Below are 16242 nucleotides of genomic sequence, written 5' to 3' on the forward strand. Positions count from 1 at the left end.
GTGGTCAGGTAGTCGAAGAGTAGGCCATCGGGCCCTTCCGGTGATCGAATTAATTCGGGCGCAGTAGGCCTCGTCGCATCCAGTGGCTGGGCCTTTTTATTGCCTGGAACGATTCACCGACGCTCCGGTTTCGACTCGTGTGTGTCGGAGTTGTGTTATGTGCGCGCGTCGCGTTTTGCGCTCGGGTCCCGTGGCCGAGATTGCCAGAAGTCCGCTTCCGAAGCGCCAGGATGACGCTTCGCCCATCGACCGTGATACCCGTCTCGCGCAATACCGCGCCGAGGGCTGGAACCGCTTTGACGAGAAGGCCGAACCTTACAAGTCGACCGTGATCTGATCAGACTCCTTGCATTACGTAAGGCCTTCAGTGTCCTGGAGGCTTTACTGTAACTTGCTGCGGGGAATAATTTTCGTATGTGGTGATGCCGCTTCCGCGACGCCTTTGTCCAGCGCCTCCGCGTGCGGCAGCATTCCCGCGATCTCGGTCAGGGCCGCTTGGGCTGCGTCGCCGACCGCGGCGGCGGGCTAGGCGTGAAGAATTCCGGAGCAGAGAGGCCGAGCGCGCGACAAGTGCCGGTCAGCTAATATTCAAGACGGCAGCGGCAGCGTGATCCGCGTTTCGCCTGAAAATGCGGCGTCGATCGTGGCCACCTCGGCGGCCAGTCTGGAGCAATTATTGAGTTTGGGGCGGCGCCGCGTGGAGGCGGTCTATAGCGGCAACAGCCAATGCTCTAGCCTCGGGAACCGTCATCGCAGCGCAATAACCCGGCACCCATGAGGGTATAGTCTCCTCGTCGTGCAGCCAGCGCATTGCCTTTTCTTTCCGTATTCCGACGAGATTGCTCCAATCCAACGGACTCAGTCCTAAAGCCTGCAACGCCGCGCCGAATTCCCTGCCGTTCATTCTGTGTCGCATCGGTACCATCGCTACCTAACGGACCCGGATTTGCGGGGCGTCGGTTTGCGATTGCGCCGCGGTTTCGGTTCGGAGTCGTGTTCTCCAGCCCGCTTCGGCGTCACGTCTTTCGCGTTGGCTGCTCGCCCTTCGTTGCTCAGATGATGGAGGAGATATCCCAGCACTCCTATCATGAGCACTGGGGTGCGAAGCCGGGCGATGAGAAAGGTTAGAGGGACCGCAAATTGGCGAGGGTATCGTCCCTGCGCGATATCGCGAGCAATCCACAGTCCGACTAAATGCACTAAAACCGACATGCTCACTGCACCCTGCCAGGGGAACCAGGCTTCGCCGGGCGCTTGAAGAGCTGCTCTGGTTGCATGTCATTGCCCGCGATCCCGCCTGCTATTTCGCATGGCTTCAACGATCGAACGCCGACAGTGCAGTTCCGTTCCCGTCGTTGATCGGGCGAGAGGTGCAAACCCCCGTAATCCTGACTTGTTCGACTGGTGATACCGCAGGTCGGCGGGCTTCGCGCTAGAGCCTTTGACATGACGATTTCCGCTATGTCGGGGGCTCTTCGGTGCTATCAATACCATTGATGGCGCGCTTTACGCCCGCTCCGGCAAAGCGGGAAGGGAAGCGCATAGCTGGGGCGACATTTGACTGACGGACGTCGCGCCAAAAGCGCCTCAATAAAATTGCCGACCGAACGAATGTGCGCAGATATCAGACGTCGGCTAGCACTTTCTGGATCTGCGCGAACTGATAGGGCTTCCTCAGCACGCTCGCCCCAGGCACCTCGTCAATTCCTGCGACCGTATCGTGGCCGGTTGCAAAGACGATTGCGACTTCGGGCCGCTGTGCTCTCACTTTCCGGGCCAGTTCACCCCCCGAGATGTCGGGCAGGCCCACATCGGTCAGGAGAACGTCAATCTCTCGCGTGGATGCGATCTGAAGGGCCTTTAGCCCGGTTTCCGCTTCGATCACGGTGTGCCCGAGCTCTTGAACCATATCGGCTGTGTCCATCCGGATGATCGCGTCATCCTCGCAGATGAGTACAACCAGAGCATCTCGAGGCGCTTTCTCGGGCTCGACGGATGGCATTTCCAGTCGGGGGATTTTGCCGTCCCGTGTGAAGACCTGTCTGATCTTTCGCGCAAGAGCATCCCGCGAATAAGGTTTGGACAGCAGATTGACGCCTTCGTCCAGGCGCCCGCCATGAACGATGGAGTTTTCCGTGTACCCCGAGGTGAAGAGTACGCTGAGCTGTGGGATGCGCTCTTTGGTTTTTCGCACTAACTCCGTACTTTTCAGAGGGCCGGGCATGACGACATCGGTGAACAACAAGTCGACAGCGACGCCACTCTCGATCACCACCAGCGCGCTTTGGGCGTCAGGCGCCTTCAACACGCGATAGCCAAGCTCATCGAGGACCGCGACAACCGTTTCCCGGACAGCCTCGTCATCTTCGACGACAAGAATCGTTTCGTTGCCACCTACGATGGGGCCGGCGTCTATTTCGGCCGGCGCGTCTTCGGCCTGCATGGAGCGCGGGAGGTATAGTTTGATGGTCGTGCCCTGGCCGGGTTCGCTGTAGACTTTGACATGCCCGCCAGACTGCTTGACGAAGCCGAAGACCATAGAGAGGCCAAGGCCTGTGCCTTTGCCCTGCGGTTTGGTTGAGAAGAATGGCTCGAAAGCTTGTGCCATGACTTCCGGCGTCATGCCGGTCCCGGTGTCGGTTACCGAAACCTGGACGTATTGGCCTGCGACCACTTCGGCATGCAGGTCGGCGTAGCTATCATCGAGGAAAGCGTTGCCGGCCTCGATCGTCAGGTGCCCGCGCGCATCCATGGCGTCACGGGCATTGATCGCGAGGTTGAGAACCGCATTCTCAAGATTCGTCGGATCGACCAACGTGTTCCAAAGCCCCCCAGCGATTACCGTCTCGATTTCGACGGCTTCGCCGATCGTCCGGCGAAGCAGGTCGTCCATCCCGCGGACCAGGCGGCCGACATTGACGACTTTCGGCTCAAGCGGCTGTCGGCGACCGAAAGCGAGCAGCTGCGATGACAGGTGAGAGCCTCTTGCTACGCCACCTGACCGCCTGTCGAGCGACTTCGGCCGCAGCGTCTGGATCTGCCGACAAGGCGCGCGAATCAGCCGCTGGCGCCGCGCCCTGCAGATGCTGGAAGCCGACCCGATCTTCAAGGACGCTGAGGTTGCCGAGCTCGCCGATGCCGCTCTTGACGAGCGGGAACTGAAAAAGCAGGCCAAGGCGCTTTTCGGCAAGTTGAGCTCAGGCCACAAGATCGTGCTTCTCACGATAACCAGGCTTGTTGAGACGGTAGAGGAACGGACACTTGTTCTGCTTGACGAGCCGGAGGCGCATCTTCATCCGCCGCTGCTGTCTGCGTTTGTTCGCGCACTGTCCGACCTTTTGATCAACCGCAACGGTGTGGCCATTATCGCAACCCATTCGCCAGTGGTTCTTCAGGAGGTCCCGAGCAGTTGTGCCTGGAAGGTTCGCCGGTCCGGCTTGCAGATGGAGGCCGAGCGACCGGAGATCGAAACCTTCGGCGAGAACGTCGGCATCCTGACCCGCGAGGTTTTCGGGCTCGAAGTCAGCCACTCAGGGTTCCACAAGATGCTGCGCGACGCCGTGGCCGAGGGCGAGACCTATGAGGAGATCGTCGCGCGGTTCGGCGGCGAACTCGGCGGTGAGGCCAAGGCGATTCTGCGCGCCATCCTCAGCGCCCGACCAGACGCCATAGCGCGCTGATGCTGAAACTCGATCCGCCCAATCGAACCGCGCGGGAAAGCTTCGTCGCCTGCGTTAGCCGGGTGCGCGACGCTGGGCTTCGCGCTCGCCTTGACGGCGTTGAAAATGCGATCGCCGCGAGCTCCGCCGCCTTCGAGATTGCCGCAGTCGCGCAGTCTCTTCACCAGATCGCACGGCACACTATGGTGGGTGGGACTGTGTCACGTGCAGAAATGGAAGCCGTCTATGTGCAAAGAATGGCCAAGAAGGGCGCGCCTGGGCGCGCCATTTACGAAGAGCTGATTTCGGCGCCGGCGCACGGCAGGTGCCCGATCTGTGCCCAGCGTTCGGTGACCACCCTGGATCACCACCTCCCCAAAGCGCACTACCCCGCTCTTGCCGTCGCGCCGCTCAATCTCGTCCCGTCCTGTTCCGACTGCAACAAGGCCAAACTCGCCGGCTACCCGAGAACGGCGATCGACGTCACCTTGCATCCCTATTTCGACGATGTGGATGCTGGCCGCTGGCTGTTTGCGGAGGTTGTTCAGACTAGGCCCACCGCACTGCGATTCTACGCCAACGCGCCCGCGGCGCTCGGCGCCCCGCTCACTGATCGCCTGTCGAACCATTTCGTCACGTTTGATCTTGGTCGTCTATATGCTGCGGAGGCAGCCGAGGAGCTGCTTAATGTGCGGCATCAGCTGGCCATGCTTCACGATGCCGGCGGCGCCGACGATGTGCGCGCTCATCTGGAAGGTGAAGCCGAGAGCCGTCGACGGGGTCGGCGCAATGGCTGGCGAACCGCGACCTATGAAGCATGGGCGCACAGCGACTGGTTTTGCGGTGGCGGCTTCGCGCCGATTGGTTGACCACAAACCGGAGATAGGTCTCCCTCGGCTGGCCGTTACCGAGGACGATGAGGAAGAGCAGCAATCTTGATGCCAGCTGCTGGAAGCTCCCGCTTTGTACCCAGGGGGACTGCAGTGGCGATAGCGAAGTGGATAGATGACGTGCTGTCGTTGAGTTAAATATGCGAGGCTGTGCGCTCAACTAAGAATCGATAATTGTGGGGGATTGCGAAGTATGTTTTCTCGAGGGTCTGAATGGCGCGAATGGGACCTGCACATACACTCGCCGGCTTCATTTCATTGGGACGGTGAACGATTCGGCTCCGACAAAGCTTGCAATGATCACCTCATCGACGAGATGATTGGTGCTCTCAATGACGCTGCGCCGACGGCCTATGCGCTTATGGATTACTGGACATTTGACGGTTGGTTCGCGCTGAAGACCCGACGTATAGAAGCGGGTGCTCCCGAGCTCACCAAGACCGTCTTTCCTGGTATCGAGCTGCGATTGGCAGCGCCCATGTCGGCGCGACTGAATGCCCATGTCATTTTCTCGAACGAAATCGAGGACCAGCACCTCAAAGATTTTCTATCGAGGCTGAAGCTCGAACTCACCAATCAGCCGCTGTCTCACCATGCATTGATCGCATATGCCCGAAATGCTGGCGCTGATAAATTGAGGAAGCACGGCTTTGAAAAGGGAAAAATCGCCTCGGATGATGCTCAGGCGTTCGTCGCTGGATGCAAAATCGCCGAAATCAATGTGGATTCCTATAAGGAGGCGATTCGCCTAGTGCCGGACGGCCAAGCCATTGGGTTTATGCCCTTCTCGACGAATGACGGTCTCGAATCCATCGATGCGATGGAGCACTACGCCTATACACTCGGTCTTTTTGAAAGCTCGCCGATATTCGAAACGCGAAAGCCCGATCTCTGGGCTGCCTTTTGTGGCGTTGAAACCGAAGGCAACAAGAAGTGGTTTGGCAATTTTCAAGCTGCGCTGAAGGGTATTCCACGCCTTGCCGTATCGGGTAGCGACGCGCACAGGTTTCGTGGGAACGGCGACAACGATAAGCGCGGGTATGGCGACTTTCCGTCAGGAAAGCGATCGTGGCTTAAGGCTGATCCAACCTGGAAGGGCTTGTTGCAAGCGCTAAAAGAGCCCGCAAAGCGCTCATTCCTGGGAGAGAGGCCCCCCAAGCTGGAACGGATCAATCAACACAAGACGTTCTACATAGATCGGATCCGCATAATCAAATCGTTGGAGAGTACGCTCACTGATAGTTGGCTAGACGGAACAGAGATCCCTCTGAATCCGGACCTCGTTGCGATCATCGGCAATAAGGGAAGCGGCAAGAGCGCACTTGCAGACATACTCGCACTTCTGGGGAACTCTCAGCAAAGTGCTCACTTCTCGTTCCTGAAGCGCGATCGCTTTCGCGGAAAATCGGGTGAGCCGGCTCGTCAGTTCACAGGCGAGTTACTATGGCTCGCAGGTGATCCATGCGTGATGACCCTTGCCGACGACCCATCGGCCGAACGCGTCGAACTCGTTCGATACATCCCACAGGGCCGGTTCGAAGCGCTCTGCAATGATCACGTATCCGGCAAGACCGATCAGTTCGAGAAGGAATTGCGAGATGTAATCTTCTCGCATGTACCGAAGACGGTTCGTCTTGAGGCTCTGAGTTTTGACCAGCTGATTGAACAACAGGAGAACGTCTTCAGAGCGCGGGCAAGCGAGTTGCGCAAATCGCTGCGGGCGCTCAATGAGCAGATAGTAGATATCGAAGATCAACTGCATCCGAATGTACAGAAGAACCTCGCAGAGCAGATACGGCTCAAGCAGAAGCAGATCGAGGAGCACACCTCAATCAAGCCGGTGGCTGTGGAGGAGCCAACTGAGGAACTTACTGCGGATCAGCAGCGGGCGAGTGCTAGGCTTGCTGAGATCGGTGCAGCGCTGGAGAAGCTAAAAAGCGACGCCAAAAAGGCTGCCGAGGACAGACAGACTATCGGTCGAAAACAAAGAGCGTTGCGTAACATCGGAGAGCGCATCACGCTCTTCGAGAAGCAGTTCGCAGTTTTCATAGCCGAAATAGCTGGGGATCTTGCCGCTGCCGGCTTGAAGGCTGATGATCTGATTAAGCTGACCATAGACCGGACTGTCTTGCCAGGGCGTCAGCAGGCATTGGCGACCAGCGATGACGAGATCGCGAAAAAGGGCGAGCAAGATGTTGCTGCTGAAGCCGCTTTGGTCGGCGAGGAAAAGCAGCTCTCCGAGCAGCTAAACGAGCCTCAGCAGAAGTACCAAGCAAACGTTCAATCGCTGAAGGAATGGCAAACAGCGTTGGAGGTGATCGAAGGCTCGGAAACAGAGCCAGAAAGCCTTAGGGGTTTACGGCGACGGGTAGCACAAATAACGGAGCTGCCAACGAATGTCGTGGAGAAGCGGGCATCTCGTCGGGAGATAACCATCCAGATTTTTGCAGTGCTGGCAGAGCAACGCGCTGCGCGAGAGGCACTGTTTGCGCCACTGCAAGAGTTAATTCAAGAAAATTCTCTGATCAGAGACGAATACAAGCTTCAATTTCAAGCGAAGCTTCTTGGTTCATCCGACGCCATCGCGACCAATCTGTTCGGCGCTATCAAGCAGAATATTGGTGAGCTCCGCGGAGAAGACGAGAGCCTCGCCGCTGTTCGTAGTAGATTTGAACGGTATCGTTTTGAGAGTGCAACCGATGCGACCGGCTTTGCGGAGGACATCGCCTCTCTGCTGACCGAGAGTGCGGGGAAGGCGGCAAATGATGTTCCCGGTATCAGGACCCTCATGCGGAAGGAAAAGGATCCGGCAGAGGTATACAATTATATTTTCGGTCTTCAATATTTGGAGCCAAAGTACACACTCCTCTTCCAGGATACGCAGATAGAGCAATTATCACCCGGGCAGCGAGGCGCCCTTCTGTTGATTTTCTATTTGCTTGTAGACAAGGGACGAAACCCGATCGTGCTCGATCAGCCAGAGGAGAACCTGGACAATGAGACGGTCGTGAGCTTGCTCGTGCCGGTACTCAATGAGGCGAAGAAGTCCCGTCAGATCATTATGGTTACCCACAATCCGAATTTAGCGGTCGTGTGTGATGCCGAGCAGATAATACATGCAACATTCGACAGGAAGAGCGGCGCGCGCATTTCCTATCGGTCTGGCTCGATCGAAGACGGGATAATGAACCGCGCTGTCGTGGATGTTCTAGAAGGAACTAAGGTCGCGTTTAACAACAGAGGTCAGAAATATCATTGAACATTTATTTGCCCTGCTCGGCGTACGTGTTTCCGATGCGCGCCCTGGTAATTGAAGGCGCCTAGATGTATCGCTTTGTTCACGCGGCGGACATTCATCTAGATTCTCCGCTGCGCTCGCTAGCCCTGCGCGATGCGGATCTTGCCGATCTGATCGGAAACGCGACCCGGCGTGCGTTCGTGCGCATAGTCGATCTGTGCCTCGACGAGCAGGTCGACGCGCTGTTGCTAGCCGGCGATCTCTATGATGGCGACCAGACTTCGATGAAGACGGCGCGGTTCCTGGCCGAGCAGCTCCGCCGGCTGCACGAGGCTGGCATCCGCGTCTTCGTCATCCGCGGCAATCATGACGCGCTGTCACGGATCACCAAGGAGCTGACCTTGCCGGATTCAGTGAAGTTGTTCGGCGGCCGCGCCGAGGCGATTGCGATTGACCGAGAGAGTGGTCAGTTTCCCGTCGCGATCCACGGTCTCAGCTTCGCGCAGCCCCATGCCCCCGAAAGCCTGATCGGCAAGTACAGACCACCGGTCGAGGGCGCCGTGAATATCGGCCTGATGCATACCAGTCTGGCCGGCGCGGCACGACATGATCTCTATGCGCCATGCAGCCTGGCTGATCTGCAGGGCACCGGCTTCCGCTACTGGGCTCTTGGCCATGTCCACAAACGCTCGGTCGTCGAGGGCGGCTGCGCGATCGTGATGCCCGGCATGCCGCAGGGCCGCGACATCAACGAGGCCGGCGCCAAATCCGTGAGCCTGGTCACGATCGGCGACGATCGCTCGATTCGGATCGAGGAGCGCGTCACCAGCATCGCGCAGTTCGAGAGGGTTGCGGTCGATGCGACGGGCATCGACGATTGGCGCGATCTCGTCGCTGCGCTGGCACGAGCGCTGGAGCAGACGCGCGATGACGTCGCCTCGGAGCACCTTGTTGCTCGTTTGCGGGTCGCGGGAACGACACCACTCGCCTGGCGCATCCGGCGCGAGCTCGATCTCCTCAAGACGGAAGCCGACGATCGGGCATCCGTCATCGGGAGCTGCTGGGTTGAGAAGCTGGAGGTCGACTGCCGGGCGCCCGGCGTGGTGGCCGGCCCAACGGCTGATCCGCTCACTGAACTGCGCCGCCTGATCGACGAGGAGGTCATCGGCTCCGACGTCTACCAGACCGAGGTCGCGGCCATTGCCGAGGAGCTCAGGACACAGCTTCCGCAGGAATGCCGCGGCCTGCTCGGTTCAGACGAACAAGCGTTCAAGGCCATGATCGCGGGACTAGTGAAGGACGGCTCCGAGGACGCGCTCGCCCGGCTTCACGCTGGTGCGGAAGGCGGCGTTTCCTGATGCGCCTGAAGTGCCTTGATCTCACACGCTATGGCAAGTTCACCGATCACCGCATCGAGTTTGGCGAGCAAGTGGAGGGCCAGCCTGACCTGCACATCGTCTATGGTCCCAATGAGGCCGGCAAATCGACCGCTCTGGCCGGTTTTCTCGATCTCGTCTTCGGGATCGAAACGCGCAGCCGCTTCAATTTCATCCACCCCTATCCGACGATGCGGGTAGGCGGGACCTTGGAGCTCGCTGGCGGTCCCCAAGAGCTCGTTCGGATCAAGCGGCCACAGAACAGCCTGCTCAATGCCCGCGACCAGCCGATTTCCGAAGGCACCCTCCTGGGAGAACTCGGCGGCATCGACCGTGACTCCTATCGCACGATGTTCTCGCTCGACGATGCGACGCTGGAGGCAGGCGGCGAAAGCATCCTGTCGAGCAAGGGCGATCTCGGCCAACTCCTGTTTTCAGCGAGCGCAGGTCTGGCCGATCTCAGCAAAGCCCTCGTCGATCTGAAGAGCGAAGCCGAAGGCTTCTACAAATACAAGGCCCGCACCGGCGAGCTGTCGGGCCTTAAGGCCCGCCTCGGAGAGCTTAAGGCAGAGCGGGAGCGGGTCGACACCCTAGCGTCCGACTATGCCCAGCTCATTGATGCGCGCGATCGAGCTGCTATCCAGTACGAAGAGGCGATCGTCAGCCGCGGGAAGATCCAGGCGCGCATGGACGAGATCCAGCGCCATCTGAACGCCTTACCGCGCCTCGCGGATCTGCGCGCTCTCCGTCAGCGCATTGCGCCCTTGGCCGACCTTCCCGACGCTCCGCGCGGCTGGGCGCAAGTGCTGCCGCAGTTGCAGAAGGACGAGATGGAGCTCGGCATTCGCGCGCAAGGCCTCACGGAGGAGATCGCGGAGCTGTCGGGGCAACTCGACGCGATCGCGGTGGACGACACGGCCTTGCGGCTGGCCGACAAGGTCGAGCGGCTCGCTGATCTGCGCGCCCGCCATGTCACGGCCGAGAAGGACATCCCTGAACGCCGCCTGCAACTGCGCGCAGCCGAATTCACGATCTCCGCGATCCTGGGCCGCATCGAGCGGACGGAAGAGGCCGATCCTCATCGCTTTGTTCTGGGAGCCTCGGTCGTGGGTGCCCTTCGCACGCTGATCGAGACGCGCTCCGGCATCGAGGCCGCGCTGAAATCGGCTGCCGACGAGTTATCCGAGGCTCGTCGGCGATTGGACGAGGCGCAGGCCAGGCTAGGTGAGGCCGGCGGCGCTCCAGAGACAGGGCAGGGGCGAGAGACACGGATTTCATCGCTCGCGGCAACCGTTGCGGCTGCGCGGGCGGACGACCATGCGGCGCGCCGCCGGCTGGCCGAACGGGCTCGAGTTGCCGCCCGCGCGACGTTGGCGGATCGCCTGCGCGAGCTGCGACCCTGGAACGGTGACATCGACGAGCTCGTCGATCTGCCTGCTCCCGCTGCGGCGGAGATTCAGCTCTGGACGCTGACGATCGCCGAGACACAGAAGCGGATCGATCAGCATGCCGGCGAGGTCGAGCGCCTGACGACGGAGCAGGTCCGTCTGACGGCCGAGCTTGACGCGTTCAGTGGAATCTCAGGTCTCGTCTCTGATCAGGAGGCTGCGAGCATTCGTGCGATCCGGGAGCGGGCCTGGGCCGAGCATCGCGGCAAGCTCGATACGGCTTCGGCTGACGGCTTCGAGGCGGCGCTTCGGCGTGACGACATCGTTACGAGTGGACGACTCGGTCATATGGCGGATGTCGCAAAACTCCATCAGGTGAGCCAAGCGCTGGCCATCGCGAGGGCAGAATGTGATCGCGCCATCGAACTTCGGGATGTCGCGACGACGGCTCTGCAAGGCCTCCGGCGCGAGATCGCGGCGGCCGTAGCCGTGACCTGCCCGGCGTTGTCAGACAGCATGCCGCTGTCTCAGTTCGAAGCCTGGCTCGGCCGACGAGACAAGGCTTTGGAGGCGAGAGCGCTCGTCCATGCAGCGGAAAGCGATCTTCGTGAGGCGGAAGCCGACGCGGTGGCTGTGCGAGATCGATTGGCCGCCGCGCTGAGCACGGCTGGTTTGCCGCAGGGCACGGATGCCGGCTTCGAGGCGCTGCTGGTCGCAGGGCAGGGGGCCATCGATCGGGAGGTGGAGCTGAAGGCGTTGCGGGCCAGCATGGATGAACGGCAGCGCGACCTGGCTAGCCGCGAGCGCGAGGTCGAAAAGGCCACAGGGGCCGACCGGGAATGGAACGCCTCATGGACCAAAGCCTGCTCGGCCTGTTGGCTGGGAGACGGCGCCACCGTGCCGACGCTCGCGACCGTTCGCGAAATTCTCGCGGCCATTACCGAGCTCGGCCCCGTGCTGGAGAAGAAGGCTAGTCTCGTCGACCGGATCGGCAAGATGGAAAAGGATCAGACCGCATTCCGCGATGAGGCTGAAGCGCTAGCCAGCGAGCTGGGGATTGCTGCGTCCTCCGGCGATGTCCTGGATCTGGCGCAGGTAGTCGGCGCTCGGATTCAGGAAGCCCACGCCGAACATATGCGGCGGGCGGCCGCGGCCCAAAACCTGGAGGCCGCGGGGGCTCGGCAACGCATGCTCTCCGAGACCTTGGCGGTTCACGATCGCCGCAAGACGGAAATGACTGCGTTCTTCGGCGCCGCGACCCTGGCGGAGGTCGCCGGCAAGCTGTCGGCCATCGAGAAGAAGGCGGAATTGGCGGCGCAGGCCGACTCCGCTGAGCGTGACATCCTCGGCGCGCTTCGGCTGCCCACGATAGACGAGTCGGAAGCTGCCCTCGATCTCTCTGATCACACTGCCCTGGAGGCGGAGCTTCTCGAGTTAAAGGCTCGCTTCGATGATCAGGACCAGCGCAGCCGTGACCTGTTCTCTGTCCACAGCAAGGCGCTCGACCGGGTCGAGGCCGTCGGCGGCGATAGCGCGGTGGCGAAGATCGAGGAGGAGAAGCGCACGCTGCTGCTCGATATCGAGGATCGCGCGCTCCATTATCTCAGGCTGAAGCTTGGTGCTGCCGCGGCCGAGCAGGCGCTGCGCGCCTATCGCGACCGGCATCGCAGTTCGATGATGGCGCGCGCCTCCCAGGCCTTCGCGACGATCAGCCGTGGCGCCTATACGGGACTCGCCGCTCAGCCGGAGAAAGATGGCGAGATCCTGATCGCGCTGGCGGCGGGCGGCGGCTCCAAAGAGGCTGCGGAGCTGTCGAAGGGCACGCGCTTCCAGCTCTATCTCGCGCTGCGGTTGGCTGGTTATTACGAGTTCGTCGCCTCTCGGCAGCCTGTGCCGTTCATCGCCGACGACATCATGGAGACATTTGATGATTTCCGGGCAGAGGAAGCGTTCCGGCTCTTCGGTGAGATGGCGCAGGTCGGGCAGGTGATCTACCTCACCCATCATCCGCACCTTTGCGAGATCGCGCGGCGGGTGTGCCCGGGTGCGAGGGTTCATGAGCTTGCCGTTGGTCCGCAATGATACTCGAAGGCACAAGTCGCAGAGGAGGCGATTCCGACCCTCACACGGGTGTGCGATAAAGGTCCGATTTTGGGTAGGGTGGCAACTTCCGCTTATGGCGCGTAGGAGAGCGACGCCGTTGCGCCACCCTCCATCGGCTCACACCATGCGCTTGATTTCGGTGTAGGCGCCGTTGGTCTTCAGGCGACGTGCTGAGAGGGCTGAGCCGGATAGGTCCAGGTCAGCAGTTCATTGATGCGGCTCTTGGGATGGCCGTTGGCGATTCTGACGCGCCCCTTCGGGCCTGACAACTGCTGCGTTCGCTCCGATGGGGATGCAGGTTCTGGCGCAACCTTGCTGTCCTTGGAGGTCCACACCGCGACGGAAGATTGCAACGCGCTGCTCGAGGTGCTGGCGAGGCCTGCGGGGGAGGGTGGTACGCCACCATTCTCGAAGCTCTTGCGGTCAAGCCAACGCAGCGGCGTCCGCACCTATGCGGAGAACGCGCCATTCGACATGAAGGAATATCTCAAAAGCCGAGGCTATCGCTGGTCCGATGGAAGCGATGGCAGGCCGAGAGCCTGGTGGATCGAGATCGATGACGAGCTTGAGGAAGAGGAGCTCCGCTACCTCCGCACCGAGATTTACGGCTGGGAAGACACGGAACCACTACAATGCGGCTTACGGCGCTCGATCGATATCAAACCTAGAGCATCCGCCTAGGCGTGAGCGCCAAGGGCGGCCGGCACGTCTCTCCGACGGTAGAAGGTCGCGCCGATTTCGGATTTTTCAAAAGCCGTCGGTATAGCCAACCCCCGCAAGACCTTTTTGATGTGAATCGGCCACCGGCGATGCTCACTGGCGAGTTCCGTCAACGAGACATAGTCGCGCATGAACTTGTTGAGCGAAGCACGGGATACGAGCGTATATTGAGTGCGTTGCCGCGGCAGCGTGACCCGCCTGGCGTCGATGGCGCCGATCTTGATCAGATTCACCATGACCTGGCGCGTGGAGCTGAGCACTTGGCACGCCGCCGGCATCACCAGCGCATCGTGAGAGGCCTTGAACAGCACCTGTCTGGCTTGCTCATAATTCACGAGTAGTGCCCCGTAGCCCCTCTTACCTGCCGCCTTACCCTTCCAGCTCAAGCGCCCGTCGCGAAGCGCCTGAACGATTTCGCCTGCACTGCAATTTGAAAGGCGGGATGCTGCTGGAATGCTGAGGAGGGGAAATGATGGCTGTTCGACGAGCTCCGCGCCCTCTTCGAACTCTTGCAGAAAGGTATCGAGGGCGCGCCGATCGTATGAGCGATTGCGCAGCTCTTCCTGCCCTTGAAACGGTCTGATCAGGCCCTCTTTCACGAGAATCTTCATCTGGACGGAGCTTGCGTTTAGATATTTCGCGGCCTCTGGCTGGGTCAGTGAGTGCCGAGCTTTCTCTAGAAACTCCTCGAGCTCGGGGGTCGCCTGCAGGAGGAGTCTTGGATCGATGTGCCTCTTGTGATCGGGCGAAATGAACCCCGCGGAGGCTAGCTTGCGGCGGAGGTGGACCGAGCCGAGCCCCGTATGCGAGCGCGCCGAAGAGATCGAATGCAGTCGCCGCCTTTCGACCACCTGTCGGCCGAAGATATGATCTTCAGGGCCCAAAGCTATATTGGCCTTGGCGATATCCAGCAAAATCTCGCGCAGCGGATCGTAAGCCCCATGGTCGGTGAGCTGCTTGATCCACAAAAAGAATCTCCCGAACCAGATGTGAAGATGCGGATTGCGAGTTGGCGAATCTACGGCCTGCCGCGCTCTGTCCAACGCGGCGTACACCGCGTCGGCGCCCATGGATGTTACCGCAAAGCCTGCTGCCCCAGCTGCAATCCATTGTTCGGGCGTATAAGCGCTGGTGTGTGCCTCTTTCCCGTCAATCAGGAGGGCGCCAACCATTTCAGACACTTTCGCGGCCGCGTACCAGGGCAGGGCGTCCAGCCAGGGTGAGGTGGCTGCGCCTGCGACCCGCGCTGTTAGATATTCTTCCAGCGGTGACGCTGGCCTCATTCGGGCAGCGTCGGCCATTCCTAGAATTTTGCCGAACTCCGGTTGCAGCGTGCTGGCGCAATCGAATAGCCGTTGGCTGGGCTTGCGTTCCAATTCCACAAGCACGATGTCGTGCCTTCGGCAGCATCGCAGCGGCCCCAGTTGCCACTGAAACCGTACTCCGGTTCGCCATCCCTCACGGTACGGCCCCAGGTCCTCGGCAACACACCGGGGACATATACGAGCTTTGTGGCTCTCCTTCTTGGCGAGCGCCTGTCCGAGAATCTGATAGTTGCTACCAACCTTGACGACCGCGCTGCGAGCAAGGTCGATCGCCGGAGCGCCGCTCAGATCTGACAGCAACGCAAGGGTTTCGACGTCACCGTCAGCCAGTCGTTCCGAATGAACGCCCATCTGATTGGCAAAAGCTCGCGCACTGTGGAACCCGTGCAGCAGAGCAAGCCGCGAGATGTAACTGACGGGCGCCTCATCCAGCAGAAGGGGAAGGGTCGGATAAAGGCGCATATCACTTGCCGCCTTTCCGACCGTGGCCCAATGCAGAACTTCCTGCGGGCAAAATCTGGGAGGGGGGCTCGGCCATCAAAACAAGCGAGCAATCCAGCTGCAGCCAATCCGCGGCGAGAAACGGGTTCATGCGACGCCCGCAGCCCGTGCGATCAGCATAAGCTGCGGCGAAGTGCTCTACCGTAAGCGCCTCTACGCCGTCGAGCAGTGCGAGCTCGACCGCCTCCTGGATGAGTTCGATCATGACGCCAAAACGATAAATGGCTGCATGGACGAGGCGGCTGACAAGCAAGGCGCGATCATCTGACCAAGTTAGGTCTGCCAGCTGACAGGTTCTGTCGAGCGCCGCGCTCACCAAATCGGCGTCGGCAGGCATCTCCATCAATGGCATTTCGATAAATTGACCGCGTCTCCGGATCTCGCCGACTGCCCGCATTGCCGGGACGATGCTGGGCAATCCTGAGATCACCAAAGCGACTGGCCAAGTCGGCGAGACCATCAATGCCTTCAGGCGCTTTCTGATGTGATCAATCTGGCTGACGTTCGCGCTATCCGTCAGATTATGCATCTCGTCGAGATGAAGAATGGCGATGCCAGCGAGTTCCAGTTGGTGGTGAACCTGAGCCCAGACTGCGTGTTCCGCGAGTGGTTTATAAATCGGCCGCCCAGCCTTCTGCAGGATCGTATGGCCGAGGGCTATTGGTGAGGCAGACGCAGGAACGGAGACTGATAGCAGGGGGCATCCGGACCCAAACGCGTTATATCCTGTGGTCGCCGGATGGGTCCGAAAGAGGCGGTCGAGGGATTCAGTTTTTCCGATGCCTTCCTCACCCGAATAGACTATCGCCCTCGTCTCACGCCGCTCGGTCCACGCTTCGCCGGTGGCGGAACGACGCATCACGACCGTGCGTAGCAATTTGTCGAACCGGCGCCTGAGCGCATCGTCCCAATCGGTCTCAATGTAATTGTTCTTGATGGCCTCCATCTTGCCGACTACCTCTTGGGCGTTCAGCGACATCGAGGCGAGAATAGCGTTTATCGAAGAATTCGAGTTTTGGTTCATTTTAAAAATATCCTGTAA

Annotated in this window: 9 protein-coding genes and 1 pseudogene; 7 read left to right on the forward strand and 3 right to left on the reverse strand. The window is 60.2% G+C overall.

Annotated features, from left to right (window positions below; translation table 11 throughout):
* The first annotated feature begins 190 nt into the window (after positions 1-190).
* Positions 191-337 carry a hypothetical protein gene (locus tag C4S73_RS28355; protein ID WP_160115855.1) on the forward strand — a complete coding sequence of 49 codons (147 nt, stop codon included), beginning with the start codon at positions 191-193 and terminating at the stop codon, positions 335-337.
* 1287 nt (positions 338-1624) lie between these two features.
* Here the strand turns inward: C4S73_RS28355 and C4S73_RS20435 are convergent.
* A pseudogene (locus tag C4S73_RS20435) lies at positions 1625-2992 on the reverse strand (response regulator); the annotation flags it as partial.
* A 91-nt stretch (positions 2993-3083) separates the two neighbouring features.
* On the opposite strand from C4S73_RS20435, the gene C4S73_RS20440 reads away from it, so the two are divergent.
* The 6 genes from C4S73_RS20440 to C4S73_RS20465 all read left to right on the forward strand — a co-directional run bounded on the left by C4S73_RS20440 (position 3084) and on the right by C4S73_RS20465 (position 13335).
* The gene (locus C4S73_RS20440) at positions 3084-3680 is read left to right on the forward strand and encodes an AAA family ATPase (protein WP_103874377.1); all 597 of its coding nucleotides are present in this window, start codon (positions 3084-3086) and stop codon (positions 3678-3680) included.
* A complete protein-coding gene (locus tag C4S73_RS20445; RefSeq protein ID WP_103874378.1) occupies positions 3680-4528 on the forward strand; it encodes an HNH endonuclease in 849 nt (282 codons plus the stop codon). Before C4S73_RS20440 ends, C4S73_RS20445 begins: the two co-directional genes overlap by 1 nt.
* Positions 4529-4742: 214 nt before the next feature.
* Positions 4743-7808 (forward strand): TrlF family AAA-like ATPase, encoded by a 3066-nt coding sequence (locus C4S73_RS20450; RefSeq protein ID WP_103874379.1) that lies wholly within the window; start codon positions 4743-4745, stop codon positions 7806-7808.
* A gap of 65 nt (positions 7809-7873) precedes the next feature.
* Positions 7874-9145 carry a metallophosphoesterase family protein gene (locus C4S73_RS20455; protein WP_103874380.1) on the forward strand — a complete coding sequence of 424 codons (1272 nt, stop codon included), beginning with the start codon at positions 7874-7876 and terminating at the stop codon, positions 9143-9145.
* Positions 9145-12633 carry an ATP-binding protein gene (locus C4S73_RS20460; protein WP_103874381.1) on the forward strand — a complete coding sequence of 1163 codons (3489 nt, stop codon included), beginning with the start codon at positions 9145-9147 and terminating at the stop codon, positions 12631-12633. The genes C4S73_RS20455 and C4S73_RS20460 overlap by 1 nt, the downstream gene beginning before the upstream one ends.
* A 255-nt stretch (positions 12634-12888) precedes the next feature.
* Positions 12889-13335: a hypothetical protein gene (locus C4S73_RS20465; RefSeq protein WP_146071451.1), complete on the forward strand. Its 447-nt coding sequence runs from the start codon at positions 12889-12891 to the stop codon at positions 13333-13335.
* On the opposite strand, the gene C4S73_RS20470 is transcribed toward C4S73_RS20465, so the two are convergent.
* Together C4S73_RS20470 and C4S73_RS20475 are read right to left on the reverse strand one after the other, a co-directional pair.
* A complete protein-coding gene (locus tag C4S73_RS20470; RefSeq protein WP_103874383.1) occupies positions 13332-15161 on the reverse strand; it encodes a TniQ family protein in 1830 nt (609 codons plus the stop codon). The two genes, C4S73_RS20465 and C4S73_RS20470, sit on opposite strands and share 4 nt — an antisense overlap.
* Position 15162: 1 nt before the next feature.
* Positions 15163-16224: an ATP-binding protein gene (locus tag C4S73_RS20475; RefSeq protein WP_103874384.1), complete on the reverse strand. Its 1062-nt coding sequence runs from the start codon at positions 16222-16224 to the stop codon at positions 15163-15165.
* Positions 16225-16242 lie beyond the last annotated feature (18 nt).

Source organism: Allobosea lathyri, assembly GCF_900108245.1.
Classification (GTDB): Bacteria; Pseudomonadota; Alphaproteobacteria; order Rhizobiales; family Beijerinckiaceae; genus Allobosea; species Allobosea lathyri.